This is a genomic window from Nocardioides terrigena (assembly GCF_003047265.1).
GTDB lineage: Bacteria > Actinomycetota > Actinomycetes > Propionibacteriales > Nocardioidaceae > Nocardioides > Nocardioides terrigena.
The window spans coordinates 352,651-377,375 of record NZ_PZYY01000003.1 but is presented as its reverse complement, the minus strand read 5'-3'; the positions used below and the strand labels follow the sequence as shown (position 1 = coordinate 377,375).

At 72.5% G+C, this 24,725-nt stretch carries 23 protein-coding genes; 8 read left to right on the top strand and 15 right to left on the bottom strand.

Annotated features, from left to right (window positions below; translation table 11 throughout):
* Window positions 1–40: 40 nt before the first annotated feature.
* The 4 genes from DAE25_RS08515 to DAE25_RS08500 form a co-directional block, all read right to left on the bottom strand.
* The gene (locus tag DAE25_RS08515; protein ID WP_107765761.1) at window positions 41–913 is read right to left on the bottom strand and encodes a universal stress protein; all 873 of its coding nucleotides are present in this window, start codon (window positions 911–913) and stop codon (window positions 41–43) included.
* Window positions 914–986: 73 nt separating this feature from the next.
* Window positions 987–1,544, bottom strand: coding sequence for a hypothetical protein (locus DAE25_RS08510; protein ID WP_107765760.1), 558 nt, complete (start codon window positions 1,542–1,544; stop codon window positions 987–989).
* A 142-nt stretch (window positions 1,545–1,686) separates the two neighbouring features.
* Window positions 1,687–2,154, bottom strand: coding sequence for a GyrI-like domain-containing protein (locus DAE25_RS08505; RefSeq protein ID WP_159083645.1), 468 nt, complete (start codon window positions 2,152–2,154; stop codon window positions 1,687–1,689).
* Between the two features lie 4 nt (window positions 2,155–2,158).
* Window positions 2,159–2,425, bottom strand: a complete 267-nt coding sequence (locus DAE25_RS08500; RefSeq protein WP_107765758.1) for a DUF1876 domain-containing protein — start codon at window positions 2,423–2,425, stop codon at window positions 2,159–2,161.
* Between the two features lie 217 nt (window positions 2,426–2,642).
* Here DAE25_RS08500 and DAE25_RS08495 point away from each other — a divergent pair, with 217 nt between their 5' ends.
* A complete protein-coding gene (locus DAE25_RS08495; protein WP_107765757.1) occupies window positions 2,643–3,209 on the top strand; it encodes an HhH-GPD-type base excision DNA repair protein in 567 nt (188 codons plus the stop codon).
* A gap of 298 nt (window positions 3,210–3,507) precedes the next feature.
* Window positions 3,508–5,478, top strand: coding sequence for a hypothetical protein (locus DAE25_RS08490; RefSeq protein ID WP_107765756.1), 1,971 nt, complete (start codon window positions 3,508–3,510; stop codon window positions 5,476–5,478).
* A gap of 16 nt (window positions 5,479–5,494) precedes the next feature.
* On the opposite strand, the gene DAE25_RS08485 is transcribed toward DAE25_RS08490, so the two are convergent.
* Window positions 5,495–6,484, bottom strand: coding sequence for a TerC family protein (locus DAE25_RS08485; RefSeq protein ID WP_199907490.1), 990 nt, complete (start codon window positions 6,482–6,484; stop codon window positions 5,495–5,497).
* A gap of 291 nt (window positions 6,485–6,775) precedes the next feature.
* Here DAE25_RS08485 and DAE25_RS08480 point away from each other — a divergent pair, with 291 nt between their 5' ends.
* Both DAE25_RS08480 and DAE25_RS08475 read left to right on the top strand, forming a co-directional pair.
* Entirely contained in the window at window positions 6,776–8,278 is a 1,503-nt protein-coding gene (locus tag DAE25_RS08480) for an RNA polymerase sigma factor (protein WP_107765755.1), read from the top strand.
* A 188-nt stretch (window positions 8,279–8,466) separates the two neighbouring features.
* On the top strand, window positions 8,467–9,273 hold the full coding sequence (locus DAE25_RS08475; protein WP_234410927.1) for a M28 family metallopeptidase: 807 nt from the start codon (window positions 8,467–8,469) through the stop codon (window positions 9,271–9,273).
* Here DAE25_RS08475 and DAE25_RS08470 read toward each other — a convergent pair.
* Entirely contained in the window at window positions 9,262–10,377 is a 1,116-nt protein-coding gene (locus DAE25_RS08470; protein WP_107765753.1) for a CapA family protein, read from the bottom strand. The genes DAE25_RS08475 and DAE25_RS08470 overlap by 12 nt on opposite strands.
* Before the next feature lie 148 nt (window positions 10,378–10,525).
* On the opposite strand from DAE25_RS08470, the gene DAE25_RS08465 reads away from it, so the two are divergent.
* Window positions 10,526–11,065 (top strand): hypothetical protein, encoded by a 540-nt coding sequence (locus tag DAE25_RS08465; RefSeq protein ID WP_107765752.1) that lies wholly within the window; start codon window positions 10,526–10,528, stop codon window positions 11,063–11,065.
* A gap of 31 nt (window positions 11,066–11,096) precedes the next feature.
* On the opposite strand, the gene DAE25_RS08460 is transcribed toward DAE25_RS08465, so the two are convergent.
* From DAE25_RS08460 to DAE25_RS08450, 3 genes are all read right to left on the bottom strand, one after another.
* Window positions 11,097–11,924, bottom strand: coding sequence for a DMT family transporter (locus DAE25_RS08460; RefSeq protein ID WP_107765751.1), 828 nt, complete (start codon window positions 11,922–11,924; stop codon window positions 11,097–11,099).
* Window positions 11,924–12,403, bottom strand: coding sequence for a DUF456 domain-containing protein (locus DAE25_RS08455; protein ID WP_234410926.1), 480 nt, complete (start codon window positions 12,401–12,403; stop codon window positions 11,924–11,926). Before DAE25_RS08455 ends, DAE25_RS08460 begins: the two co-directional genes overlap by 1 nt.
* A 130-nt stretch (window positions 12,404–12,533) precedes the next feature.
* Window positions 12,534–12,779, bottom strand: coding sequence for a DUF7455 domain-containing protein (locus DAE25_RS08450; protein WP_107765749.1), 246 nt, complete (start codon window positions 12,777–12,779; stop codon window positions 12,534–12,536).
* A gap of 240 nt (window positions 12,780–13,019) precedes the next feature.
* On the opposite strand from DAE25_RS08450, the gene DAE25_RS08445 reads away from it, so the two are divergent.
* The gene (locus DAE25_RS08445) at window positions 13,020–15,092 is read left to right on the top strand and encodes a DNA gyrase/topoisomerase IV subunit B (protein WP_234410925.1); all 2,073 of its coding nucleotides are present in this window, start codon (window positions 13,020–13,022) and stop codon (window positions 15,090–15,092) included.
* The gene (locus DAE25_RS08440) at window positions 15,089–15,469 is read left to right on the top strand and encodes a hypothetical protein (RefSeq protein ID WP_107765747.1); all 381 of its coding nucleotides are present in this window, start codon (window positions 15,089–15,091) and stop codon (window positions 15,467–15,469) included. The genes DAE25_RS08445 and DAE25_RS08440 overlap by 4 nt, the downstream gene beginning before the upstream one ends.
* Before the next feature lie 188 nt (window positions 15,470–15,657).
* Here DAE25_RS08440 and DAE25_RS08435 read toward each other — a convergent pair whose 3' ends face one another.
* The 3 genes from DAE25_RS08435 to DAE25_RS08425 are packed head-to-tail and all read right to left on the bottom strand — an operon-like array spanning window position 15,658 to window position 17,756.
* Window positions 15,658–16,020: a hypothetical protein gene (locus tag DAE25_RS08435; RefSeq protein WP_107765746.1), complete on the bottom strand. Its 363-nt coding sequence runs from the start codon at window positions 16,018–16,020 to the stop codon at window positions 15,658–15,660.
* Entirely contained in the window at window positions 16,017–16,511 is a 495-nt protein-coding gene (locus DAE25_RS08430; RefSeq protein ID WP_234410924.1) for a beta-class carbonic anhydrase, read from the bottom strand. Before DAE25_RS08430 ends, DAE25_RS08435 begins: the two co-directional genes overlap by 4 nt.
* 27 nt (window positions 16,512–16,538) lie before the next feature.
* Window positions 16,539–17,756: a GAF domain-containing protein gene (locus DAE25_RS08425; RefSeq protein ID WP_107765745.1), complete on the bottom strand. Its 1,218-nt coding sequence runs from the start codon at window positions 17,754–17,756 to the stop codon at window positions 16,539–16,541.
* Between the two features lie 90 nt (window positions 17,757–17,846).
* Here DAE25_RS08425 and DAE25_RS08420 point away from each other — a divergent pair, with 90 nt between their 5' ends.
* A complete protein-coding gene (locus tag DAE25_RS08420; RefSeq protein WP_107765744.1) occupies window positions 17,847–19,682 on the top strand; it encodes an NAD(P)/FAD-dependent oxidoreductase in 1,836 nt (611 codons plus the stop codon).
* Between the two features lie 15 nt (window positions 19,683–19,697).
* On the opposite strand, the gene DAE25_RS08415 is transcribed toward DAE25_RS08420, so the two are convergent.
* Genes DAE25_RS08415 through DAE25_RS08405 form a run of 3 tightly spaced genes read right to left on the bottom strand, consistent with a single transcriptional unit; the run spans window position 19,698 to window position 24,704 of the window.
* Window positions 19,698–21,461: an MFS transporter gene (locus tag DAE25_RS08415; protein ID WP_107765743.1), complete on the bottom strand. Its 1,764-nt coding sequence runs from the start codon at window positions 21,459–21,461 to the stop codon at window positions 19,698–19,700.
* Entirely contained in the window at window positions 21,458–22,189 is a 732-nt protein-coding gene (locus DAE25_RS08410) for an LppX_LprAFG lipoprotein (RefSeq protein ID WP_107765742.1), read from the bottom strand. The genes DAE25_RS08415 and DAE25_RS08410 overlap by 4 nt, the downstream gene beginning before the upstream one ends.
* Before the next feature lie 4 nt (window positions 22,190–22,193).
* Window positions 22,194–24,704: a DNA gyrase/topoisomerase IV subunit A gene (locus tag DAE25_RS08405; protein WP_107765741.1), complete on the bottom strand. Its 2,511-nt coding sequence runs from the start codon at window positions 24,702–24,704 to the stop codon at window positions 22,194–22,196.
* Window positions 24,705–24,725: the final 21 nt, after the last annotated feature.

Below are 24,725 nucleotides of genomic sequence, written 5' to 3'. Positions count from 1 at the left end.
CTGCCGACGGACAGCTCGAAGGACGGCTCACCGGACCAGCTCAACGGACCACGGCGACGGGGCAGTGGGCGGCCTGCAGCACCCGCTGGGCGACCGAGCCGAGGAGCAGGTCGGCGAACGCGTCGCGGCCGCGGGAGCCGACGACCACCAGCGAGGAGGCGGCACTCAGGTCCACCAGCAGGCGGTCCGCCGGCGCCGGCACCGCCAGCTCGGTGAGCTCCAGGTCGGGCATCTCGGCGCGAACACCGGCGGTCGCTGCCGCGAGCAACCGCTCGGCGGCCTCCCGGCTCGCCATGTCCCGGGTGGACGGGACCGGACCGGGCGCCATCGCCCCGGTGAGCACCGTCCTCCCGGTGGGGATGGTCGGCGAGCGGTAGGCGTGCACGGCGAGCACCTCCTCCCCGGTCCGGCTGCCGCGAGCGCAGGCGAAGCGCAGCGCCGCCTCGCCGCCCCCGGACCCGTCGACGCCGACGACGATCCGGCGGGCGTCGGGCTGGTGGGCCGGACGCACGACGACCACGGGACAGGACGCGTGGCGCGCCAGGTGCTGCGTGACGGACCCGGTCACCGAGCCCACCGCCAGGCCGTGCCCGCGGCTGCCCACGACGAGGGCCGCCGCGCCGTGGGAGACGGCTCGGAGCACTGGCACGACGGGCCCGCGCCGTACTTCGACCTCGGCGTCGGCGTTCCCGCTTCGCCGGAGGTGCACCGTGGCCCGGGCGCTCCACGCGGCCACCAGCTCGTCCTCGTGCTCGCGGAAGTGGCCGACGACCGGGTCCATCGCCGAGCCGACGACCACGACGCGGAGCGGAGCGCCGGTGGCCGACGACGTCGCCTCCGCCCACTCGAGAGCCAGACCGGCGTCGGGCGACCCGTCGTACCCGACGACGATCGCTGACTCGGACGTGCTCATGCCTCCACGGTCCGGCGTCGTGGGAGACCGGAACAGGGCCGTTGGATGCCACCCGGGGGCCGATGGTCCCCGCTCAGTCCCGGTCGACCCACAGGGTCCAGCTGCGCGGCTCGCCGAGCCAGTCGCCCAGACCGCCGCTGGTGCCGTCGGAGCGTGTCCCGGAGACCCGTACCGCCACCCGGACCCGGTCGGGACGGCCCAGGGAAGCTCGCGACATCCGCATCCGTACCTGGTCCTTCGCGTAGTCGACGGTCATCTCGTAGGACCCGTCGACGGGGGTGCCCCAGCTGCGGCGCCCGAAGCCCTCCGTGTGGAGCAGCTGGTAGTCGGTGCCGACGAAGTAGCCGCCCACGAGCACGATCTCGGGTCCGCGGTCCGCGGGGTCGGTGTCGACGTACACCGACCCGGACGAGCCGGAGGCCGGGTCGCGTCGCAGGTTGGTGTGGTGGGTGGTGACGACGAGGTCCCGGTCGCCGTGCTCGACGTGGACCGCGCGCAGGTCGGACCCGTGGGAGGTGTCCCGGGGGTCGCGCACCCCGATGCTGTCCGCGCTCGCCGGGGCGGCGAGCCCGACGGCCAGGGCGGCCACCGAGAGGGCGGTCACGGCGCTGGAGAGGGTGGTGCTGGTCATGGCAGGTCTCGCTTCTCGTGTGGTGTCACCCTGACGGGCCGTGCTCCGCGACGGGGCACGCACCAAGGACGCCGTCGACGACCCGGTGGTTGCATCCGGGCGACCTCGCGCCGGCCGAGGCCGAGGCCGGGGGACGTGCAGGTCAGGCCCCGGTCGCGGCTCGTGTGCAGGGCAGGCAGACCTCCGTGCGCGGCACGGCCACGTCCGGTCCGTCCAGATACGTCTCCCAGGCCTCACCGGCCACCGTCATGCCGTGCGCCGACACCCACTGCATGAGGGCCCGGTACGCGTCGCCGACATCGCTGTACGGACCGGCGTGGAGCGTGACGGCGACGGGGCCCGCCGGCAGCTCGTCGGGCACGACGCGACCGCGCGCCTGCACCGGCCGGTCGACGGGGAAGCCCGCGGTCACCCCGAAGCCTCGTTCGGTGGGGGCGTACCGGCCGAAGGGCGGCCCGGCCAGGCTCGCTCCCTGCTCGGCGACGGCGCCCATGACCTCGGTGAAGGCGCCCGAGAGGAACGCGGCGAGGTCGTCGTACGGGACGCCGGCCCGGATCACGGCCGCGGGGCGACCCGCGCGTTCTTCGACCCGGACGTCGTACCCGCTCACCGGCTCACACCTGGATCTGGGCGTCCGTGCCGACGTTGTCCTCGACATCGGCGACGGCGGCCTCGAACAGGTCGTGCGCGAGCCCGGTGAGCGCGCGGCAGGCGGCGAGCTCCTCGCCGATCTCCGGCACGTCGCGGTCCTCGGGACTGCGCCGGGCGACGCCGGAGTGCCGGACCTCCGTTCCGGCACTGGTGCGCAGGACGGTGTCCGCCCTGGTCGTCCTGCCGTCCTCCGTCAGGTAGAGCTCGATGTGCCACTGGGTGGTCTCCATGACCGGTCTCCCTCTCGTGTGTCGGCGCGGGTGCTGGCCGTGCGCTCCTCACGCGTGGTTGGTGTCACCTCCAGATCACCAGCGGCCCACCTGCGACACCAGAGGAGAACGTCACGAGACAGGGGGCGATGTGACCCCGACCGTCGCGGGCAGCGCGTCGGTCGTGTGACGGCCGATCGAGACCGGCCCGGTCACCCCGGTGCGGCAGGATGGGGCCATGGCGATCCACATCACCGGCGACCCCGCCGCCGACCAGGTCCTCGACGAGTCCCCGTTCGCGCTGCTGGCGGGCATGATGCTCGACCAGCAGTACCCCATGGAGCACGCCTTCCGGGGGCCGGCCAAGGTCGTCGACCGCTTCGGCAGCATCGACCCCGCGGCGATCGCGAGCGCAGATCCGGAGGAGTTCGCTGCCATGGCGGCCACCACGCCCGCGATCCACCGCTTCCCGGGCTCCATGGCGGCCAAGCTCCAGGAGCTCGCCCGGATCGTCACCGAGGAGTACGACGGCGACGCCGCGCGCATCTGGACCGAGGCCGCCGACGGCAAGGACCTGCTGCGGCGGATGAAGGCGCTGCCCGGCTTCGGCACCCAGAAGGCCCAGATCTTCGTGGCGCTGCTCGCCAAGCAGTGCGGGGTGCGACCCGACGGCTGGGAGGAGGTCGTGGGCGACTACGCGCTCGACGGCTACCGGTCCGTGGCCGACGTGGTCGACGGCGACTCCCTGCAGAAGGTGCGCGACCACAAGAAGCAGAAGAAGGCCGCCGCCAAGGCACAGGCCTGACCGTCACGGTGCCGCGCCCGCCGGGGGAGACGCGAACCGCCCGCCAGTTTCGGGTCTGGCGGGCGGTCGAGTGATGGCCTGGAACGTCCCCCCGGACGCCAACCACTGAGGACGAGGCTAGGGCGGCGGAACCCCCTCCGGCACCCCCGCATGGGTGGTTCGACGTTCAATCTTCGCTACCCGATTTGGGCGATGTCGGCCGGAGTCGGGTCAGGACCCGTGCCTGGTGGGTGACCGTCTCAGGCGAGGAGCGCGCCGGGCGGTGCGCCACCACCTCCTCGGTGCTGAGGAGACCGGTATGCGGATGCGAGCCCGGCAGGGTGCCACCCTGCTCGTCACCTCCCTGGCGGTGCTGACCGCGGCCACGCTGCCCTCCGCTGCCGTCAACGCCGACCACGGCAACCGGGTCGTCTCGGCCAACCCCGCCGACGTCACGCCGCACGTCATGAACGGCTCCGTCAACGCGATCACCCAGGTGGGCAACAAGATCATCGCGGCCGGGACCTTCACCTCGGTGAGTCCCGCCAACACCTTCGGCAACACCGGTGACGACCTGGTCCGCAACCGGATCTTCGCGTTCGACGCCACGACCGGCGCCATCGACACGGCGTTCAACCCCAACCTCGGCGGCGCGGTCAACTCGCTGGACACCGACGGCACCCACGTCTACGCCGCGGGAGCGTTCGGCTCCGTCGGCGGCAACAGCGCCATCAAGCGCATCGTCAAGCTCACCGCCTCCGGAGCCGTGGTCCCCGCCTTCAACGCGGTCCCCAGCGCGAAGGTCAACGAGGTCGTAGTCCGCGGCCCGCGGGTCTACATCGGCGGCGGGTTCACCAGCGTCCGGTCCTCCGGGGCCGCGACGTCCCGCGGTGCCCTGGCGGCCCTCGATGCCACCTCCGGCGCCGTCCTCGCCGCGGTCAACGTCCCGTTCGCCGGGGTCTACGACCCCACCAACAACGGCGGCGGCTCGACCAACGTCAAGCGCTTCGACGTGACCGCCGACGGCTCACGCCTCGCCGCCGTCGGCAACTTCGCGACCGTCGGTGGCCAGCCGCGCGCGCAGGTGGCCGTGCTCGACACCAGTGGCACCACGGCGACGCTCTCCGCGTGGTCCACCAACCGGTTCGAGCGGTCCCGCAACTCCTGCGCACGCGCGTTCGACGCGTTCGTGCGCGACGTCGACCTCTCCCCGGACGGCTCGTACTTCGTCGTCTCCACGACGGGCGCGTTCGCGGGCGGGGCCGGGTCCGGGACGCTCTGCGACACGATCTCCCGCTGGGAGACGGCCAGCACGGGCAACGACCCGTCCTGGGTCGACTACACCGGTGGCGACACGTCGTACGGCGTGGCCGTGACCGGGAGCGCCGTGTACGTCGGCGGGCACATGCGCTGGTTCAACAACCCCTTCCAGGGCGACCAGGCCGGTCCGGGGGCGGTGCCCCGGTCGGGCATCGCCGCCCTCGACCCGGTCAACGGCCTCCCGTTGTCGTGGAACCCCGGCCGGACGCGCGGGGTGGGAGCCCAGGCGATGTTCGCGACGAGCCAGGGGCTCTGGGTCGGCAGCGACACCACGCAGATCGGCGGTGAGCGGCACGGCCGCGTCGCCCTGATGCCGCTCGCCGGGGGCACCGCCGTGCCCGAGGTGCCGGCCGCCGTGCTGCCCCACGACCTCTTCGTGGCCCAGCGCACCGCCGGTGGCGTGCTCCAGCGCCGGGCCGCCGACGCGACCGGGGCGCCCACGGGCGCGCCGAGCACCGCCAACACGGCGATGGACTGGTCGACGGTCCGTGGCGCGTTCCTCCTCAACGGCACCGTCTACTACGGCCTCAGCAACGGCTCGTTCTACGCACGCACCTTCACCCGGAGCACGGGCGCGACCGGCACCCAGCGCACGGTCAACCTGCGCGACGACCCCGACACCGGCACGCGGATCCCGTTCGCCATCGCAGGCGTCACGGGCATGTTCTTCGACCCGGCGACGCACCGCCTCTACTACACGGTCTCCGGCGACGCCCGGCTCTACTACCGGTACTTCACGCCGGAGAGCGAGGTGGTGGGTGCCCAGACGTTCACCGCCGACGCGGGAGGAGTCTCGTTCGCCAGCGCCGCCGGGATGACGCTGGCGTCGGGACGCATCCTCTACGGGTCGTCCACCGACGGGGCCCTGCGCAGCGTCCCCTTCGCGGGCGGACGCGTCACGGGGTCCCCGACGGTGGTCAGCTCGGACGGCACCTGGGCCTACCGCGCGATCCTCGTCCCGAACACCTGAGCCGGCGGCACCGTGCCTAGCGGGCCTCGACCCGCTCCGGCTCCGGCTCCGGCGTCGTGCGCCGCGAGGCGACCAGGCTGGTCGTCGTGGTGACGGCGAGGATGCCGAGGATCACGCCCAGCGACGCCAGGGTCGGCACCGAGGGGACCGAGGGCCAGACCTCGTGGGCCCAGTGCAGGACCAGCTTGACCCCGATGAAGCCGAGGATGGCCGCCAGCCCGTAGGACAGGTGCACCAGCTTGGCGAGCGCGCCCTGGAGGACGAAGTAGAGCGCCCGCAGCCCGAGCAGGGCGAAGGCGTTGGTGGCGAAGACGAGGTACGGGTCGCCGGTGATGCCGTAGACGGCCGGGACCGAGTCCACGGCGAAGACGACGTCGGTGGCGAAGACGGCGATCACCACGAGCGCGAGCGGCGTCAGCCAGCGCCGGCCGTCACGGCGTACGACGAGGCGGGTGCCGTCGTACTCGTCGGTCACGGGCATCACCCGGCGGGTCAGCCGCACGACGCGCATCTCGTTGACGTCGACCTCGTGGTCGTGCCCGGAGAGTGCGTCACGCAGGAGCTTGAGGCCGGTCAGCAGCAGGACCCCACCGAAGACCAGGAACACCCAGTCGAACCGGTCGAGGGCCGCCGCGCCGAGCGCGATGAAGATGCCGCGCAGCACCAGGGCGCCCACGATGCCGTAGAGGAGCACCCGCTGCTGGAGCGCCTTGGGCACGGCGAAGGCCGCCAGCAGCAGCATGAAGACGAACAGGTTGTCGACGCTCAGGGTCTTCTCGACCAGGTAGCCGGTGTAGTACTCCAGGCCGCGGTCGGAGCCGTGGGCGTTCCACACGTAGACGCCGAACGCCAGGGGGAGGGCGACGTAGAACGCCGACCAGCCGACGGCCTCCCGCATGGACACCTCGTGGGGCCTGCGGGTGGCGAGGAAGTCCACGACCAGCAGGGCGACGACGGCGCCGATGGTGACCCACCACAGGGTCGGGGACGCGATGGAATCGAGCACGGAGGTTCTCCTCGGGCTTCTCAGGGACAGGTGTCTGGGCCTGAGGTCTCCCTCGCCGTGCGTCGCGGACGACGCCGGCGTCCACCCGAGGCGCGGTACGACGCGCCGTAGTGACCGGGTGGCCTTGGTGAGGTACTCCCCTCGGATGAAACTGTACAGATCCACTCAAGTTCGGCCCCGGACGGCGACACGGGGACGCAGGTTCGGGTCCTGAGGGGTGCCGTGGCAGAATGGCAACGCGGCTCTTGACGAAACCGGGCCTTGCCGCGCCCCGAAGTCTTCTGACGAGAGGTGTTCGTGTCCTCGCACGCACGCAAGTTGCTCCCCGCAGAGGTGCTCGCGCACCCGGCCATCGTCGCGCTCGTCGAGCGCGGCGCCCCCGCTGGCAGCGTGACCACCCACGACCTCCGACAGGCCAGTGACGACGCCCAGGTCGAGCCACGCCACCTCAAGGCCCTGCTGGGCCACCTGAGTGGGCTGGGCATCTCGGTCGAGATCGGTGTCGACACGTCGCGCGCCGCGGCGGCCACCTCGGGCGTCCGCAAGACGACGACCGCCGCCACGGCCAAGAAGACCGCCACCAAGGCGGCTGCCAAGAAGGCCCCGGCGGCCCCCGCGGCCGAGCCCGCGGCTGCTGCCAAGAAGGCTCCCGCCAAGAAGGCCCCGGCCAAGAAGGCGGCGGCCGGCGCGGTCGACCTCGAGACCGAGCTCGAGCCGGCGGTGATCGGCGCGGACGGCAAGAAGGTCCTGCCCGACCTGCCCGACGCGCAGTTCGAGAAGGACGTCAAGGTCGACCCGACCATCAAGGAGGACGAGAAGCAGGCCTTCACCGTCTCCGCCTCCGACGACACCGACGAGCCCGAGCAGCAGGTCATGGTCGCCGGTGCGACCGCCGACCCGGTGAAGGACTACCTCAAGCAGATCGGCAAGGTGCCCCTCCTCAACGCCGAGATGGAGGTCGAGCTCGCCAAGCGGATCGAGGCCGGCCTCTTCTCCGAGGAGAAGCTCGCCAAGGGCGGCAAGATCAGCCCGAAGGTGCTCGAGGAGCTCGAGTGGATCTCCGAGGACGGCCGTCGCGCCAAGAACCACCTCCTCGAGGCCAACCTGCGCCTCGTGGTCTCGCTGGCCAAGCGCTACACCGGCCGCGGCATGCTCTTCCTCGACCTGATCCAGGAGGGCAACCTCGGCCTCATCCGTGCGGTCGAGAAGTTCGACTACACCAAGGGCTACAAGTTCTCGACCTACGCGACGTGGTGGATCCGCCAGGCGATCACCCGCGCGATGGCCGACCAGGCGCGCACCATCCGCATCCCGGTGCACATGGTCGAGGTCATCAACAAGCTCGCCCGCGTCCAGCGGCAGATGCTCCAGGACCTGGGCCGCGAGCCCACGCCCGAGGAGCTCGCCAAGGAGCTCGACATGACCCCCGAGAAGGTCATCGAGGTCCAGAAGTACGGACGCGAGCCGATCTCGCTGCACACGCCCCTCGGCGAGGACGGCGACTCGGAGTTCGGTGACCTCATCGAGGACTCCGAGGCGATCGTGCCCGCCGACGCCGTGTCGTTCACGCTCCTCCAGGAGCAGCTGCACGCGGTGCTCGACACCCTGTCCGAGCGCGAGGCGGGAGTCGTGAGCATGCGCTTCGGCCTCACCGACGGCCAGCCGAAGACGCTCGACGAGATCGGCAAGGTCTACGGCGTGACGCGCGAGCGCATCCGGCAGATCGAGTCCAAGACGATGTCCAAGCTGCGCCACCCGAGCCGCTCGCAGGTCCTGCGCGACTACCTCGACTGACGCTTCCCCCCATGCGATCCGCGGCCGTCCTGCTCTGTGCGGGGCTGGCCGCGGTCGCATGTACGGCGAGCGGTGACCCGAGTCGGGAGGCCCCGGTCGAGCGGTCCCCGGCCTCCGTCTCGACGACACCGGCGCCACCAGCGACACCCACGCCCACTCCGGCGCCTGCACCGACGCCGACACCCGGGGTGAGGGCCGCGGACTTCGAGCCGCAGGTCGCCGCCGACGCGGTGCGGCACCTCGCCGGCCGCATCGGCCCGCGGGAGGCCACGAGCCCGTCGTACGACCGGGCCGCCCGCTGGGTGGCGCGCGAGCTGTCCCGCTCGGGCCTCGAGGTCGAGCTCCAGCCGGTCGAGGTGCCGGCCGGGGTCTCGTGGGGCGTGCCGGTGGGCGCCGGCCGCTCGGTCAACGTCGTGGCCACCCCGCCCGGCCTCCGGCCGGGGGAGCCGCACCTGCTGGTCGGCGCCCACCTCGACACCGTGCCGCAGGCACCGGGCGCGGAGGACAACGCGTCCGGGGTCGGCGTCCTGCTGGCCGTCGCCGGGACGCTGGCCACGCGACGGGCCCGCCTGCCGGTCGTCCTGGTGGCCTTCGGCGCGGAGGAGCCGCGCGGGGAGACCGACGCCGATCACCACTACGGGTCCCGCCAGTACGTCGCCAGCCTCACGCCCGCCGGGCGCGTGGCCGTGCGGGGCATGGTGTCGCTCGACCGGGTCGGTGTCGGCACCGTCGTGCCCGTCGGGTCGGCGTACGACGGTCCCGACCCCCTCGCCGAGGAACTGGCGGCGACCGCCCGGCGGATCGGCGTCCCGGTCGTGCGCGAGGCGAACCGGTCCAGCGACCACTGGCAGTTCGCGCAGGCGGGGATCCCGGGTGCGCGGCTGGGGAGCACGCCGTACGCCGGCTACCACTCGGCTCAGGACGTGCCGGCGGTCGTCGACCCGTCGCAGCTGGAACGGGTCGGTCGTCTGGTGCTGGGCTGGCTAGCCCCCTGACCGCACGCCCGCGAGGACCGCGCGCGCCGCGGCGCCGCGGACCAGGCGTGGGGTGAAGGTCGGGTCCATCCGGTAGGGCGCGAGGTCCACGGCGACGACCTCACCACCGGTGATGGTGGCCGTCAGTGCCACCCCTTCCATGGTTTGCTCCATGAAGTTCATGTCGAAGACGAAGTTGCCCAGCGAGTGGGCGATCGTGGCCCCCCGGTGGCGTTCGAGCGACTGCACCCAGTGGGGGTGGCCGCCGACGACGAGGTCGGCCCCGGCGTCGACGAGGCGCCGGCCCACCCGGCGCTGCACCGGCTCGGGGACGTGGGTGTACTGGGTGCCCCAGTGGGGGAGCACCACGACCACGTCCACCCGCGCATCGAGGTCGCGCACGGCGCCGAGCACGTGCGCCAGGTCGCCGCGCTGGAGGGGGCCGGTGCGCGGCGGCATCCGCACGGACAAGGCGCCCGGCGTCGACGCCGTGGCCCGGGGTGTCTCGCCGATGGCGTTGAAGCCGATCAGCCCCACCCGCACTCCGTCACGCTCGACCACCGCGGCCCGGGTGGCCGAGGCGAGGTCCCGACCGGCGCCGAACGACGTGATCCCGCTGCCGCGGAACTCCCGCAGGGTGGCGAGCAGTGCGCGCTCGCCGTAGTCGCCGACGTGGTTGTTGGCCAGCGACAGGGCGTCGAACCCGCTCGCGGCGAGCCCGCGCAGCACGGCGGGGTCGGCCGCGAAGCTGTCGCCGCCCTGGGTGGGTGCCCCGTCGGTCGACAGGGTGCTCTCGAGGGTGCCGACCGTGATGTCGGCCCGCCGGAGGAACCGGGCCATCGGGCGCAGCGTGGCGGTCGGGTCGGCATGCACGGCGGCGACGCCGCGCCCGAGCATCACGTCGCCGACGACGGTGAGGGTGATGGTCGGCGGTGGGGTCTCCCGGGCCGAGTCGGGCTCGTCGGTCGCCGAGGGGGAGCGGGTCGGTGACGGGGACGTGGTGGGGCGCTCGGTCGGAGCGTCCGGACGGACGTCCTTGACCCCCGCACACGCCGCGACGAGGCATACCAGGCAGGCCAGCGCGCCGGCGGCGAGCAGGCGGCGTACGGCTGCGGCGCGCCCCATGTCCCCACGCTACGGGAGGTCACCCCCTCCGGGTGACGCCTCGTCCGCACCGCACCCGATAGCCTGCGGACAGGCGTGAGCGGGGGGCTGCATGCCTCGACCGGGCCGCGGCGGCGCAGGCACCGCGAGACCACAGGGGGAAGATCTCATGAAGCACACGACGACCGGGCTGGGCCTGGCGCTCGCGTCCGCGCTCGCCGTGCTGACGGTCCCGACGGCGGCGCACGCGACCACCCAGACGCTGCCGGACGCGGCGGAGACGCCCGAGTCGCGCACCGACGTCCTGGCCACGACGGTGCGCCACTCCACCACGCAGGTGGTCGCCCGGGTCCGCTTCGACGACCTGCGCCGCCGCAACAACGCCGGCCTGAGCACCTACGTCGACGTCGACCGGGGACGCCGCGGGCCCGAGTACGTGCTCAACACCGGCCTCAGCGCCGGCACCGACTACCAGCTCGCGCGGGTGCGCCGGTGGCAGGCCTCCAGCACACCGCTCCAGTGCGAGCACTCGGTGCGTCTGCGCTGGCGCACGGAGGTCGCGGTGGTGCGGATCTCGCGCGACTGCCTCCGGGACCCGTCGTCGGCCCGCGTCAGCGTCCTGATGACCGACCTGTACGACGGCGTCCACGCGGTCGTGGACTGGTCGCCCGGCACCCGTCGGTTCGGCACCTGGCTCGCGCCCAGCTGAGCCCACGCACGGCTGGTCCGGCGGGGAGCGCTCAGCCGGCCGCAACGAGCGCGACGGCGACCCCGCAGCACGCCAGGCCGAGTCCCTGGAGGCCGTGGATCCGCTCGTGCAGCACGGTGGCGGCCAGCAGGATCGTGAACGCGGGGTAGAGCGACGTGACGACGGCCGCGATGGTGAGCATCCCGGTCTGGGTGGCCAGCAGGAAGCACACGACCGCGGTGGTCGCGAGCAGTCCTGCCAGGAGTCCCCAGAGCTCGGTCGCGTGCCGGGGCACCCAGCTGACGCGCAGCGCCGTGGCCGTGAGGGCCACCGCGATGAGGGCCACGGCCTGGGTGACCGCAGTGGGCCACCAGCCCGCCTCCTCGGGCACCTGGCCCACGGCCGCGAAGAGCAGCCCGAAGCCCGCCCCGGCCAGGACGCCGTCCACGAGCCCGGCGGCGAGCCCGCCGTCGCGCTCGGGCTCGCGGCTCACCAGCCAGATGCCCGGCACGGCGGCCACGATGCCGACCCACACCAGTGCGGAGGGGCGTTCCCCGGTGCTCACGGCCACCACGACGGGCAGCAGCGCGGCACCCACGGCGGACACCGGGGCCACCACGCCCATGCGGCCCGCGGCGAACCCGCGGTAGAGGAAGGCGCCGCCGGTGCCGCTGCCGATCCCGGCCAGCGCGCCCCAGGCCAGGTCCGTCCGGGTGGCGTCGCCGGGGACCGCGAGGGCCAGGGCGACGGCCCCGACGAGGGAGCCGACCGCGGCGACGAACGCCACCGCCCAGGCCGAGGTACGCCGCGACGCGAGGCCGCCGATGAAGTCGGACAGGCCGTAGGCCAGCGCGGCCCCCAGGGCCAGCAGCACCCCCATCAGGGCGTCACCAGGATGCCCACGATCCACGTGAGGGCCGCCAGGACCGCCGCCAGGGCCTCGACGAGGATGGAGATGCCCACCGCCTTGAGCGCGTGCTTCGTGGCCGGCCAGGCGGCCGCGGCGCCGAGACGGCGACGCTCCGCGGCGTACACACCGAGGACGAAGCCGACGAAGAGCCCGACCACCGGCACCACGAAGAAGCCCACGAAGGCGAGCGCGCCGCCGAAGAGCAGCGTGGAGCGGGGGACCCCCGCCTCCTTGAGCCGCTTGCCGGGCAGTGCGTACTTCACCACGGCGCCGATCACCAGGAAGGTCGCGGCCACCGCGAACACGATCCAGGCGGTCGAGGTGCCGACCTCGGTGGCCCAGACGAGGATCGCGCCCAGGACGAGGATCGTGCCGGGCAGCACGGGCACGACGATGCCGGCGATGCCGACGGCGATCAGGATCGCGATCACGACTTCGGTGAGGGTCACGCGCGGGAGCCTGCCACAACGGAGGGACGCTACCGCCGGGCGGCGGTCGGGCGAGGTGGCGGGCGTGAAATGAGGAGCGGCCCCGGACATGGTGTCCGGGGCCGCTGTGGTGGTCTGGGGGTCGGGGCGCTCAGTCCTCGGGGGTGGCGGGCGTCGCCGAGAGCTTGTGGGTCTCGTCCTGGACGGTCGAGGCCACCTCCCGGAGCTTGTCGCCGTGCTCCCGTGCGTGGTGGGCGCAGAACAGCAGCTCGCCACCGGTCTGGAGCTCCACCCGCAGGTAGGCCTGGGCACCGCAGCGGTCGCAGCGGTCGCCTGCCGTCAGGGCGGCGGGCTGGGGGGCAATGGCAGTGGTCACATCGGCCTCTTTTCTCTCCATCGGTGTCTGGCCCAACGTAGCCCCCGGGGAAAAGATTCCCCGCGGGTGGTGCGGTGGTGACCCCTCCATAGTGACACTGATGGGGTTGCCCTGTGGTCATTGTTCGACACCGTGGGACATCCGGATCGGTACGGTGCGCTTGTTGCCTCGTGTGAGGTACGACGCTAGACCGGTCGGGGACGGTTGCGTGGCAGCGTGCCTGCGTGGTCGTACGGCGTGTCGCAGGTAGGTTCTTCCCTTGTGGCAGCACCGGCGGACAACACCTACAACGCAGCGCACCTCCTCGTCCTCGAGGGCCTGGAGGCCGTGCGCAAGCGGCCCGGCATGTACATCGGGTCGACCGACACCCGCGGGCTCATGCACTGCCTGTGGGAGATCATCGACAACGGTGTCGACGAGGCCCTGGCGGGCGTCGCCCACCGGGTCGAGGTGACGCTCCACCCCGACGGCTCCATCGAGGTCCACGACGACGGTCGCGGCATCCCGACGGACAAGGAGCCCAAGACCGGGCTCCCCGGCGTCGAGGTCGTGGCCACCAAGCTGCACGCCGGTGGCAAGTTCGGCGGCGGCTCGTACGTCGCGACCGGCGGCCTGCACGGAGTCGGCCTGTCGGTCGTCAACGCGCTCTCGTCGCGGATGGACATCGACGTGGACCGCTCGCCGTCCCAGCAGGGGATCTCGTTCCAGCGCGGCGTGCCCGGCACCTTCGACGGCGAGGGCCCGGGCGCGACCTTCACGCCGGCCTCCGGCATGACCCGCAAGGGCAAGCGGGTCGCCAAGGGCAGGACGGGCACCCGCATCCACTTCTGGCCGGACCGGCAGATCTTCACCAAGGACGCCACCGTCGAGTTCGAGGGGCTCCTCGGCCGAGCCCGGCAGACGTCGTACATCGTCCCGGGCCTCGAGCTGGTGATCCGGGACCGCCGCGGCCCCGAGCCGGTCGAGGAGAAGTTCCTCCACGAGGGCGGCATCTCGGAGTTCGCCGACTACCTGTCGTCCGGCGAGCCGGTGACCGACATCCTCCGGCTCCAGGGCAGCGACACCTTCACCGAGACCGTGCCTCTGCTCGACGACTACGGCCACATGACGCCGCAGGAGGTGGAGCGCGAGCTCACCGTCGACGTGGCGCTGCGCTGGTCCCACACCTACGACACCCAGGTGCGCTCCTACGTCAACGTCATCGCGACGCCCAAGGGCGGCACCCACCTCAGCGGCTTCGAGCAGGCGATCACCGCGACCTTCAACGACGTGATGCGCTCCTCCAAGGTGCTCAAGGTCAACGACGACAACGTGATCAAGGACGACGTGCTCGAGGGCATGACGGCCGTGGTGACCGTGCGGCTGGCCGAGCCCCAGTTCGAGGGCCAGACCAAGGAGATCCTCGGCACGCCGGCGGCGCGCACCGTGGTCCGCAAGGTCGTGGCGGCGGAGCTCAAGGGCTTCCTCACCTCGACCAAGCGGGCCGAGAAGGCTCAGGCCAAGCTGGTCATGGAGAAGGTCGTCGGGGCCTCCAAGACCCGGATCGCCGCCAAGCAGCACAAGGAGACCCAGCGTCGCAAGAACGCCCTGGAGTCCTCGGCCCTGCCGGCCAAGCTCGCCGACTGCCGCGCCGCCGACAACGAGCGCACCGAGCTCTTCATCGTCGAGGGTGACTCGGCGCTCGGCACGGCCAAGCTGGCCCGCAACTCGGAGTACCAGGCGCTCCTGCCCATCCGCGGCAAGATCCTCAACGTGCAGAAGGCCTCGGTCGGCGACATGCTCAAGAACGCCGAGTGCGCCTCGATCATCCAGGTGGTCGGCGCGGGCTCGGGCCGCACCTTCGACCTCGACGCCACGCGCTACGGCCGGATCATCTTCATGGCCGACGCCGACTCCGACGGCGCCCACATCCGCTGCCTGCTGGCGACGCTCTTCTTCAAGTACATGCCCGACCTCGTCACCTCCGGCCGGGTCTTCACCGCCGTGCCGCCCCTGCACCGGATCGAGATCTCCAACCCCAAGAAGGGTATGGACAAGTACGTCTACACGTATTCGGACGACGAATTGCAGCGCAAGCTCGCCGAGCTGAAGAAACGAGGAGTCCGCTGGAAGGACCCGGTGCAGCGCTACAAGGGCCTCGGCGAGATGGACGCCGACCAGCTGGCGGAGACCACGATGGACCCGCGGCACCGCACCCTGCGCCGGCTCACCGTCGACGATGCGGAGGTCTCCGCGCACGTCTTCGAGCTGCTGATGGGCTCCGACGTGGCGCCGCGCAAGGAGTTCATCGTCCAAGGTGCCTACGACGTGGACATGGAGACGCTCGACGCGTGAGCCGCTTCGTCCGGTTCCAGAGCCCGGAGCCGTCGTCCCGCGGCATCCACGTCGGCGTCTTCGGGCTGGTCAACGTGCTGGGCCGCGGCGGCGGCCTCTCCGTCGCGGACGAGGCGTACCGCGTGCGCATGAACCGCTGGTTCGACGACGCCTACCCGGATCCCTCGACCGTGGACCCGCTGGTCTACGACCGGGCGGTCAACCCGGAGGCGGTGGCGTGGTTCAAGGTGCCCGCCGCCAGTCACCTGGTCGAGGCCACCCGGGGCCACCTCGACCTCCTGGATCGCCACGGCATCGCGTGGGAGCGGGTGGAGTCCGACGACCCCGGGCGCGTGGTCTACGAGGACGAGCACCAGGTGGTCGTCGTACCGCGCTGACCGTCGTACGGACCGAACGGCCGCGATCGTCGTCCTCGCGAGCGCGTGGTCGGCACGTGAGACGTCCGATAGGTCCGTACGACGGGCGCCGGCGCGCGTGGACACGCGGACACAACTGACCGCTGCGGCGGGTCGTGAGCGTGGGCCGGACCGGGTGACCGGGGTTGTGTCCGCGCGTGTACGACGCGTCAGTCCGGCAGGGCGCGGTTGATCGCGGCCACGGCACCGAACCAGGTGATCAGCACCGTGCCGATGGTCGCCAGGCCCAGGAGGATGCCCCACGGGGCGGCGTTGCCGGCTCCCACCGCGGCCAGGGTCGCGAGGGCGACGACGCCCGCGGCGTAGCGGCCCGCGACCGTCCAGGGAAGGGCCACCTCGTGGCCGCGCACCCAGCCCTCGTCGGAGGCGGTCGTGCCGCGGGTGTGGATGCCCGTGCTGCCGGGGGTGCTGCGCCCGGCCGCTGCCTGGGCGGTGATCCACCACACCCCGGCCCCCAGCGCCGCACCCGCCACGGCCAGGAAGATCGCGACGACGGTGGCGTCGAGCGTCACAGCTTCTGCTCGAGCAGGCCCGTGTCGACGTGGTAGAGGAACCCGCCGACCTTGACCGTGTCGGGGATGAGCGGGTGGGACCGCACCTTGCGCACGTCCTCCTCGAGGGCGGCGACCTGGTCGGCGATGACGTGGAACTGCTGCCACGACGCGTCGAGGCCGGCCGACTCGCCGACCTTGACCCGCAGCTCGGCCTCGGTGTTGGCGGCCATCGCGCACCGGGTGTGGGGCACGACCAGGACCCGCTCGACGCCGAGCAGGTGCACGCCGAGCACGAGCGCCTCGAGCGCGGCGCTGGTGACGCGGCCACCCGGGTTGCGGAAGATCTTGGCGTCGCCGTGCTGGAGGCCCAGCATCCGCAACGGGTCGATCCGGCTGTCCATGCACGTCACGATGGCGACGCCGGCGTGGGCCACGCCGTCGAAGCCGCCGAGCGCGAAGTCGTCGGCGAAGGCGCGGTTGGCGGCCATCAGGTCACTGAAGTCGTCCACGACGCCAGACAGTAGCGGAGGACGGGGTCAACCCGTTGCGACGACCGGCGCGCTGGACCCCTCGATGGCGGGACCGTGGTCCGGCAGCAGCACCGAGACCGGCACCGACGGGACGATCCGGTAGGGCTGGGCCTCGAGCAGCGAGCCCAGGGTGCGCCGCAGCCGCGACATCTCCGCCCGCACGGTCACCACCCGGCTCGGGTCGGCGAAGAGGTCGTCGGCGAGCTCCGCGGCGGTCCGGCCGCCGGGGGAGCGCACCAGCGCGAGCAGGATCTCGGCGTGCCGGGGACTGGGGTGGTGCTGCCAGGCGTGGCTGGGGGTGCGGACCCGCAGCTCGGGGCGGCCGCGGAGATCGAGGACGAGCTCGGTCGCCTGCGGGTGCTCGTCGCCGAGGCGGACCAGCCAGCCGCCGGGCAGCGGCTCCACGGTGACGGCGCCGAGGGTGGGCAGCCACGTCGACTCGGGGGAGAGATCCGGTGGCAGGAGGAGCCGGTCGGGCGCCGTGAACCCGGTGACGGCGGCGATGTGGCCGCTGGGATCGACCGCGAGGGTGCGGCCACCGACCCGGGCGACGACGGGGGCGGCGTACGCGCGCAGCCGCTCGAGCGCCACGGCGTGCTCGTTGCGGACCTCGGCGGCGGCCAGCCGGGCGGTGACGCCGACAAGGGCCAGCACGGAGCGCTGGACGGCGTACGCCGGGCCGCTGATGTCGACCGCGCCCAGCGTCCGGCCGGTCCACGGGTCCAGCACCGGGGAGGCGGCGCAGCTCCACCGGGTGTGGGACTCGACATAGTGCTCGGGGCCGTGGATGTGGACGGGCTCGCCGACGACGAGGCAGGTGCCGATGGCGTTGGTGCCGACGTTGGCCTCGGTCCACGCCGAGCCCTGCACGAAGCCGAGCCGGTCGGCGAGGCGTCGTACGCCGGTGCGGCCCCGCCGCCACAGCACGCGGCCGTCGGTGTCGGTGACGACCACCAGCAGGCCGTCGTCGACGACGGGGGACAGCGACGCGGTGATGCTGGGCAGCAGGGGGGACAGGGCGCTCGAGGCCCGGCGCGACTCGACCTCGCCCTCGGTCAGCGGGGCGACGGCCGGCTCGGCGCCCGGGGCCAGGCCGCCGGCCCGCACGCGGCGCCACGAGGCGCTGATCTCGGGGCGGGCGACCCCGGCGGCCGCGCCACCGGACAGCACGCGCTCACGGGTGAGCCGTGCCGCGCGCTCGCCCTGGCGGCGGTCCTCGCCCATGTCGGCCTCCTGGTGGTTGCAACCCCCTGCAACCCTGCCGCTGATCCTACGACCGGGTGTGTCGTGGGTCACGTCGGAAGGAGACACCCCGTGACCCAGACCCTGGACCCACCCGAGACCACCGAGACGCCCGACGCGAGCGCCGTGGCCACCGCCTGGCTGGACAACCTGGAGGTGGCGCTGTCCGCCCGGGACGTGCCGGCGGCCGCCCACCTGTTCGCCACCGAGTCCTACTGGAGGGACCTGGTGTCCTTCAGCTGGAACATCACCACGGTGGAGGGGCGCGAGGGAGTCGAGCAGCTGCTGGAGCAGACGCTGGCCGGCACGGACCCGTCCGGCTTCGCCCTCGACGAGCCGGCGGACGAGGCCGACGGCGTGGTGACCGCGTGGTTCCTCTTCGAGACCGCGGTGGGCCGGGGTCGCGGGCTGCTGCGGCTCATCGAGGAGGACGGCGAGCGACGTGCGTTCACCTTCCTGACGACCCTCTACGAGCTCAAGGGCCACGAGGAGCCGCGCAACGAGCACCGCCCGCGAGGGGCCGAGCACGGCGCGGACAAGAGCCGCCAGACCTGGCTCGAGCGCCGCCAGGAGGAGGCCGAGAGCCTCGGCAGCACCACGCAGCCCTACGTCCTGGTGATCGGCGGCGGCCAGGGCGGCATCGCGCTCGGCGCCCGGCTGCGGCAGCTCGGGGTCCCGAGCCTCGTCATCGACAAGCACCCGCGGCCCGGCGACCAGTGGCGCAACCGCTACAAGTCGCTGTGCCTGCACGACCCGGTCTGGTACGACCACCTGCCCTACCTGAAGTTCCCGGACAACTGGCCGGTCTTCGCCCCGAAGGACAAGATCGGCGACTGGCTCGAGTCGTACACGAAGATCATGGAGGTCCCCTACTGGTCGAGCACGACCGCGACCAGCGCGTCGTACTCCGAGGAGACGGGCGAGTGGACCGTCGAGGTCGAGCGGGAGGGCAGGCCCCTCACGCTGCGCCCGACCCAGCTGGTCTTCGCGACCGGGATGTCCGGCAAGCCCAACATCCCCGACGTGCCCGGCACGGACGTCTTCGAGGGCGACCTGCACCACTCGTCGGCCCACCCCGGCCCGGACGCCTACCGGGGCAAGAAGGTCGTGGTCATCGGCAGCAACAACTCCGCCTTCGACATCTGCGGGGCGCTGTGGGAGAACGACGTCGACGTGACGATGGTGCAACGCAGCTCCACCCACATCGTCAAGAGCGACAGCCTCATGGAGATCGGGCTGGGCGACCTCTACTCCGAGCGGGCCGTGAAGGCCGGGGTGACGACCGAGAAGGCCGACCTGATCTTCGCGTCGCTGCCCTACCGGATCCTGCACACCTTCCAGATCCCGGCCTACGAGGCGATGGCGGAGAAGGACAAGGACTTCTACGAGCGGCTCGAGGCGGCCGGCTTCGACCACGACTGGGGCGACGACGGGTCCGGGCTCTTCATGAAGTACCTGCGCCGGGGCTCGGGCTACTACATCGACGTCGGCGCCGCCGACCTGGTGGCCAACGGCGACGTCAAGCTGGTGAAGGGCCAGATCGACCACCTCACCCAGGACGCGGTGGTGCTGGCGGACGGCACCGAGCTGCCGGCGGACGTGGTCGTGATGGCCACCGGTTACGGGTCGATGAACGGCTGGGTGGCCGACCTCATCGACCAGGAGACCGCCGACCGGCTGGGCAAGGTGTGGGGGCTGGGCTCCGACACCACCAAGGACCCCGGACCGTGGGAGGGCGAGCAGCGCAACATGTGGAAGCCGACCCAGATCGAGAACCTCTGGATGCACGGGGGCAACCTCCACCAGTCACGGCACTACTCGCTCTACCTCGCGCTGCAGCTCAAGGCGAGGTTCGAGGGCATCGACACACCGGTCTACGGGCTGCAGGAGGTGCACCACACGAGGTGATCCCCCCGGGCCGGGTCAGTGCGCCGACAGCGCGTCGCGCGCACTGACCTGGTCGGTCCGCGCGCCGGCGAACAGGACCAGGGCCATCACCCCAGCCACGACAGCACACCCGGCCGCGCCCCAGAAGACGGCGTGCTCCTGGGCGATGCCCGCCAGCTTGAGGAGTCGGGTGAACTCGTCGCAGCGGCTCGACCCGTCGCAGACCTCGCGGACGGGCGGCACGTCGGCCTGCTCGGCGTAGTAGCGGCGCAGCCCGATGACCGTGAGCGCCGAGATGCCGACCAGCATGCCGACCATGCGGGCGACCACCACGAAGGCGCTCGCCACCCCGTGGACGTCGTCGTCGGTGAAGGCGAGCAGCGCGGCGTTGACCGGGGCGAGGGCCAGGCCGAAGCCGAAGCCGCACACCACCAGCGCGATGTTGGCCGTCCACTCCGACAGCGAGGTGAGGTCCCAGCGGGTCATCAGCACGAACCCGACCGCCGCCAGCAGCATCCCGGCCGCGGTGACCACACCGGGGGACAGGCTGCGGATGAGGTAGCCGCCGACCACCGCGCCCACCGGCAGCGCCACCAGGAAGCGCACCAGCACCAGTGCTGCGAGCAGCTGCGAGTCCGGGTAGACGGTGGTGCGGGCGAACAGCGGGATGTCGATGAGGGCCGCGATCAGCGCGGCCCCGATGAAGAAGCTGACGAGCAGCGCCCCCCACGCGGGGGTACGCCGCAGCGCACCGCGGGGGACCAGCGGCGCTGCCGAGCGACGCAGGTGCACGACGAACAGCACGGCGGCCACCGCCGAGCCGAGCAGGAACCACAGGCCCTGGTCGGAGAAGACCTGCACCTTGGGGTCCGCGGTGGCGAAGGCGAGGATGACGCCGGCCAGCGCCACGGCCAGCAGCAGCGCGCCGGTGAGGTCGGCCTCACGCAGGGCGCCCACCCAGCGGCGTACGTCGAAGAGGGGAGCGCGGGCGAAGGTGCACCAGGCGAGGAAGGCGACCGCGGCCGCCATGGCCACGACCCCGACCGGGGTGAGCCACCGGCCGTCGCCGGCGAACGGGATGAAGGCCTGGCCCCAGGTGAGGTCGCGCAGCAGCGGCGGGGGTCGCAGGAACACCAGGGACCCGGCCACCAGGGTGAGGGCGAGGAGCCCCAGGCCGACCACGTCCACGCGGCGCCGGGCCTCGTGCGGGGCCGGCGCGACCCGGCGGATCGCCGCCGCGAGCACCAGCCCGACGGCCAGGTTGATCAGGAAGATCGCCCGCCAGTCGGTGAAGGCGAGCACGACCGCCCCGAACAGCGGCCCGATGACCGAGCCGATCTCCTGCACGGCCGAGACGACGCCGAGGGGTACGCCGCGCCGGTGCGGCGGGTAGAGGTCGGCTACCAGGGCCAGGGTGGCGGGGACGAGCCCACCACCTCCGACGCCCTGGAGGAAGCGGCCGGCCACCATCGACGGCATGTCGTAGGCCAGGGCGGTCACCAGCGAGCCCAGCGCGAAGAGGACCAGGGAGAAGACCAGCACCGGCACCCGCCCGCGCAGGTCGGCCATCCGGCCGATCAGCGGGAGCATGGCGACGTAGCCGAGCAGGAAGCCCGAGATGATCGGCGCCGCCCGCTGGAGCTGGTCGATCGGCACCCCGGTCGACGTCATCATGTCCGGCAGGGCCAGCACCACGACGTAGGTGTCGGCGGCAGCGAAGGCCACCGCGACGGCCGCCAGTCCCAGCAGCAGGCGCGCGGAGCCGGCCCCGGACGCGTCCGGTCCGGCCGCCGGTCTCATGGAGCGACGATGTCCTGCGTCGTGCCGTAGGCGGCGAGGTCGACGGTGTAGGTCATCTCGGTGCTGTCGGGGTAGAAGACCCCGGTGAGCACGGCCTGGCGCAGCTCGCCGTCGTCGCTGACGAGGTACTCGGCGTCGAAGCTGTCGCCCGACGAGCTCGGGATGACCTTCTTCATGGCCGTGCCCGGGACGGTGCCGGTGTAGGTCGTGAGCACCTCGGCGTTGTCGGCGCCGCCGCGGACGCTCTCGCCCTCCTCGACGCCCTCGGTCACGGCCAGCAGCGAGCCGAAGCCGGACTCCTCGCTCACCAGCGCGGCCGGGTCGGGAGCGCCGTAGTCACCGGGGTCGATGTCCTGGTACCCCGTCGTGAAGGGCAGCTGGGCGTAGACCACCTGGTCGACGGCGATCACCGGCACGTCGACGCTCTGACCGGCGTAGATGACGGTGATGGTGCCCTCGAAGGCGGGGGCGCTGGTCGCGACGCCGTCGGCCCGGGTGATGCCGGAGACGCCCTCGGGCAGGTCCTCCGTGGACAGGGTGAGGTCGACACCGCTGGTCGTGGCCAGCGTGTCCGCGGCCGCGGCGAGCACCTCCTCGGGCGTCTGCTCGTCGGCGGCCGCGTCGTCGCCGCCACCGGAGCAACCGCCCAGCAGGAGCGCGCCGGCTACGGTCGCCGCGAACGCGAGGGAGGGCGTACGACGTCGGCGGCGGGCCACGGGGAAGGTCATGAGATCAGCCTTCCACACCGTCGGTAGGGGGCACGTCGCCCGCCGCGGGTGCTGCGGCGTCGCCGGCCACGGTGCTCGCCACCGGACCGGCCACCGCGGCGATCGGCTGGGCGGCGGGGATGCCGGACCCGTCCCGCCGGCCGGTGGCCTCGGGCAGGTCGACCGGGGCCCCGCTGGCCGCGGCCGCCCGGGCGGGCGCCGGGCCGGCCCAGGCGGTGAGCAGGGTGTCCTCGCCCTTGAGGAAGCGGTGGCAGCGGACGCCGCCGGTGGCGCGCCCCTTGGCGGGGTACTCGGTGAAGGGGGTCACCTTGACGGCCCCGGCCTCGGTGCCGGGCAGGGCCGTCGAGGCGCCGCTGGCGGTCACGACGACCGCCGTGGTCGGGTCGAGGGCGCCGAAGAACGCGACCCGCTCGCCCGAGGTCAGCCGGACCCCGGCGATGCCGCCGCCGGAACGGCCCTGCGGGCGGACGCCGTCGGCAGCGAAGTGCAGCAGCTGGGCGTCGGTGGTGATGAAGCAGAGGTTCTCCTCACCGGTCGCCAGCTCGACGGCACCGACGACCTCGTCGCCGTCCTTGAGCGAGATGACGTCCCACTCGTCGCGGCCGAGCACCTCGGGGTTGACCCGCTTGACGATGCCGTCGCGGGTGCCGAGGGCCAGCCCAGGACCCTCGGTGGCCAGCGAGGTGAGCGCCAGCGCGCGCTCCCCGCCCTCGAGCTGGAGCATCTCGCTGAGCGGCAGGCCGCCCTGGAGGTTGGGGTCGTTGGCCGAGTCGGGCAGCTGCGGCATGTCGAGCACGCCGAGCCGCAGCAACCGCCCGCGGGAGGTGATCACGCCGACCTCGCCGCGCGTCGTCGTACGGACCGCGGAGACGATGACGTCGTGGTTGGCGCGGCCCTCGCCCTGCCCGGGGACGCTGGCGTTGCCCGAGCGGGCCAGCAGCCCGCTGGACGACAGGTAGGCGAAGCACGGGTCGTCGGCCACCTCGAGCGGGGTGGCGGCCGTGGCGGTCGCGCCGCTCGAGGCCAGCAGGACCGTACGACGTGGCGTGCCGTAGGTCTTGGCGACCTCGGCCAGCTCGTCGGAGACCACCTTCCGCAGCATCTTCTCGTCGCCGAGGATCGCGTCGAGCAGCTCGATGGTGCGCAGCAGCTCCGCCTTCTCCTTGTCCAGCTCGAGCTTGCTGAACTTCGTGAGCCGGCGCAGCGGCATGTCGAGGATGTAGTCGGCCTGGACGTCGGACAGCTCGAAGATGTCGATGAGCCGCTCCTTGGCCGCCGCGGCGTTGTCGGAGGTCCGGATCACCTGGATGACCTCGTCGATGTCGAGGATCGCGATGAGCAGGCCGTCGACGAGGTGAAGGCGGTCGGCGGCCTTCTGGCGACGGAACACCGAGCGGCGGCGCACGACCTCGAAGCGGTGGCCGAGGAAGACCTCGAGCAGCTGCTTGAGGCCGAGCGTGCGGGGCTGGCCGTCGACGAGGGCCACGGTGTTGATGCCGAAGGAGTCCTCCATCGGCGTGAGCTTGTAGAGCTGCTCGAGCAGCGCCTCGGGCACGAAGCCGTTCTTGACCTCGATGACCAGCCTCAGGCCGTGGTTGCGGTCGGTGAGGTCCTTGATGTCGGAGATGCCCTGGAGCTTCTTGGACAGCACCAGCGCCTTGATCCGCTCGATGACCCGCTCGGTGCCGACGCCGTAGGGGAGCTCGGTGACGACGATGCCCTTCTTGCGGGCGGTGACCGCCTCGACGCGGGCGGTGGCGCGCATCTTGAACGTGCCGCGGCCGGTCTCGTAGGCGTCGCGGATCCCGTCGAGGCCCACGATCTTGCCGCCCGTGGGCAGGTCGGGACCGGGGATGAAGCGCATCAGGTCGTCCAGCGACGCCTTTGGCGTGGTGATGAGGTGCCGCAAGGCCTGGACGACCTCGACAAGGTTGTGCGGGGCGATGTTGGTCGCCATGCCGACCGCGATGCCGGTGGTGCCGTTGACGATCAGGTTGGGGATCGCCGACGGCAGGACGACGGGCTCGGTCTCGCGCGAGTCGTAGTTGGGCTTGAAGTCGACGGTGTCCTCGTCGATGGACGCGGTCATCGCCGCTGCGGCCGGCGCCATCCGGCACTCGGTGTAGCGCATCGCGGCGGGGGAGTCGTCGGGCGAGCCGAAGTTGCCGTGGCCGTCGATCATCGGCAGCCGCATCGACCAGGGTTGCGCCATCCGCACCAGGGCGTCGTAGATCGCACCGTCACCGTGGGGGTGGAGCTTGCCCATCACCTCGCCGACCACGCGGGCGCTCTTGACGTGTCCCCGGTCGGGGCGCACGCCCATCTCGTCCATCGTGTACAGGATCCGTCGCTGCACCGGCTTGAGGCCGTCGCGGGCGTCCGGGAGCGCACGGGAGTAGATGACCGAGTACGCGTACTCCAGGAAGGAGGACTGCATCTCGTCGCCGATGTTGGTGTCGAGGATGTGCTCCTCGAAGTCGTCGGGAGGGGGTGGTGTCGCGGTACGCCGTGCCATGGGCGCCATTGTCCCCGTACG

Bases quoted from the DNA above. Each gene is read 5' to 3' on its own strand.
- DAE25_RS08495 (WP_107765757.1), top strand. From the start codon at position 2,643: ATGGCGATCCACATCACCGGCGACCCCGCCGCCGACCAGGTCCTCGAC.
- DAE25_RS08470 (WP_107765753.1), bottom strand. From the start codon at position 10,377: ATGGGGCGCGCCGCAGCCGTACGCCGCCTGCTCGCCGCCGGCGCGCTG.
- DAE25_RS08460 (WP_107765751.1), bottom strand. From the start codon at position 11,924: ATGGGGGTGCTGCTGGCCCTGGGGGCCGCGCTGGCCTACGGCCTGTCC.
- DAE25_RS08425 (WP_107765745.1), bottom strand. From the start codon at position 17,756: ATGGGCGAGGACCGCCGCCAGGGCGAGCGCGCGGCACGGCTCACCCGT.
- DAE25_RS08515 (WP_107765761.1), bottom strand. From the start codon at position 913: ATGAGCACGTCCGAGTCAGCGATCGTCGTCGGGTACGACGGGTCGCCC.
- DAE25_RS08465 (WP_107765752.1), top strand. From the start codon at position 10,526: ATGAAGCACACGACGACCGGGCTGGGCCTGGCGCTCGCGTCCGCGCTC.
- DAE25_RS08415 (WP_107765743.1), bottom strand. From the start codon at position 21,461: ATGAGACCGGCGGCCGGACCGGACGCGTCCGGGGCCGGCTCCGCGCGC.
- DAE25_RS08410 (WP_107765742.1), bottom strand. From the start codon at position 22,189: ATGACCTTCCCCGTGGCCCGCCGCCGACGTCGTACGCCCTCCCTCGCG.
- DAE25_RS08450 (WP_107765749.1), bottom strand. From the start codon at position 12,779: ATGGAGAGAAAAGAGGCCGATGTGACCACTGCCATTGCCCCCCAGCCC.
- DAE25_RS08500 (WP_107765758.1), bottom strand. From the start codon at position 2,425: ATGGAGACCACCCAGTGGCACATCGAGCTCTACCTGACGGAGGACGGC.
- DAE25_RS08510 (WP_107765760.1), bottom strand. From the start codon at position 1,544: ATGACCAGCACCACCCTCTCCAGCGCCGTGACCGCCCTCTCGGTGGCC.
- DAE25_RS08405 (WP_107765741.1), bottom strand. From the start codon at position 24,704: ATGGCACGGCGTACCGCGACACCACCCCCTCCCGACGACTTCGAGGAG.
- DAE25_RS08490 (WP_107765756.1), top strand. From the start codon at position 3,508: ATGCGGATGCGAGCCCGGCAGGGTGCCACCCTGCTCGTCACCTCCCTG.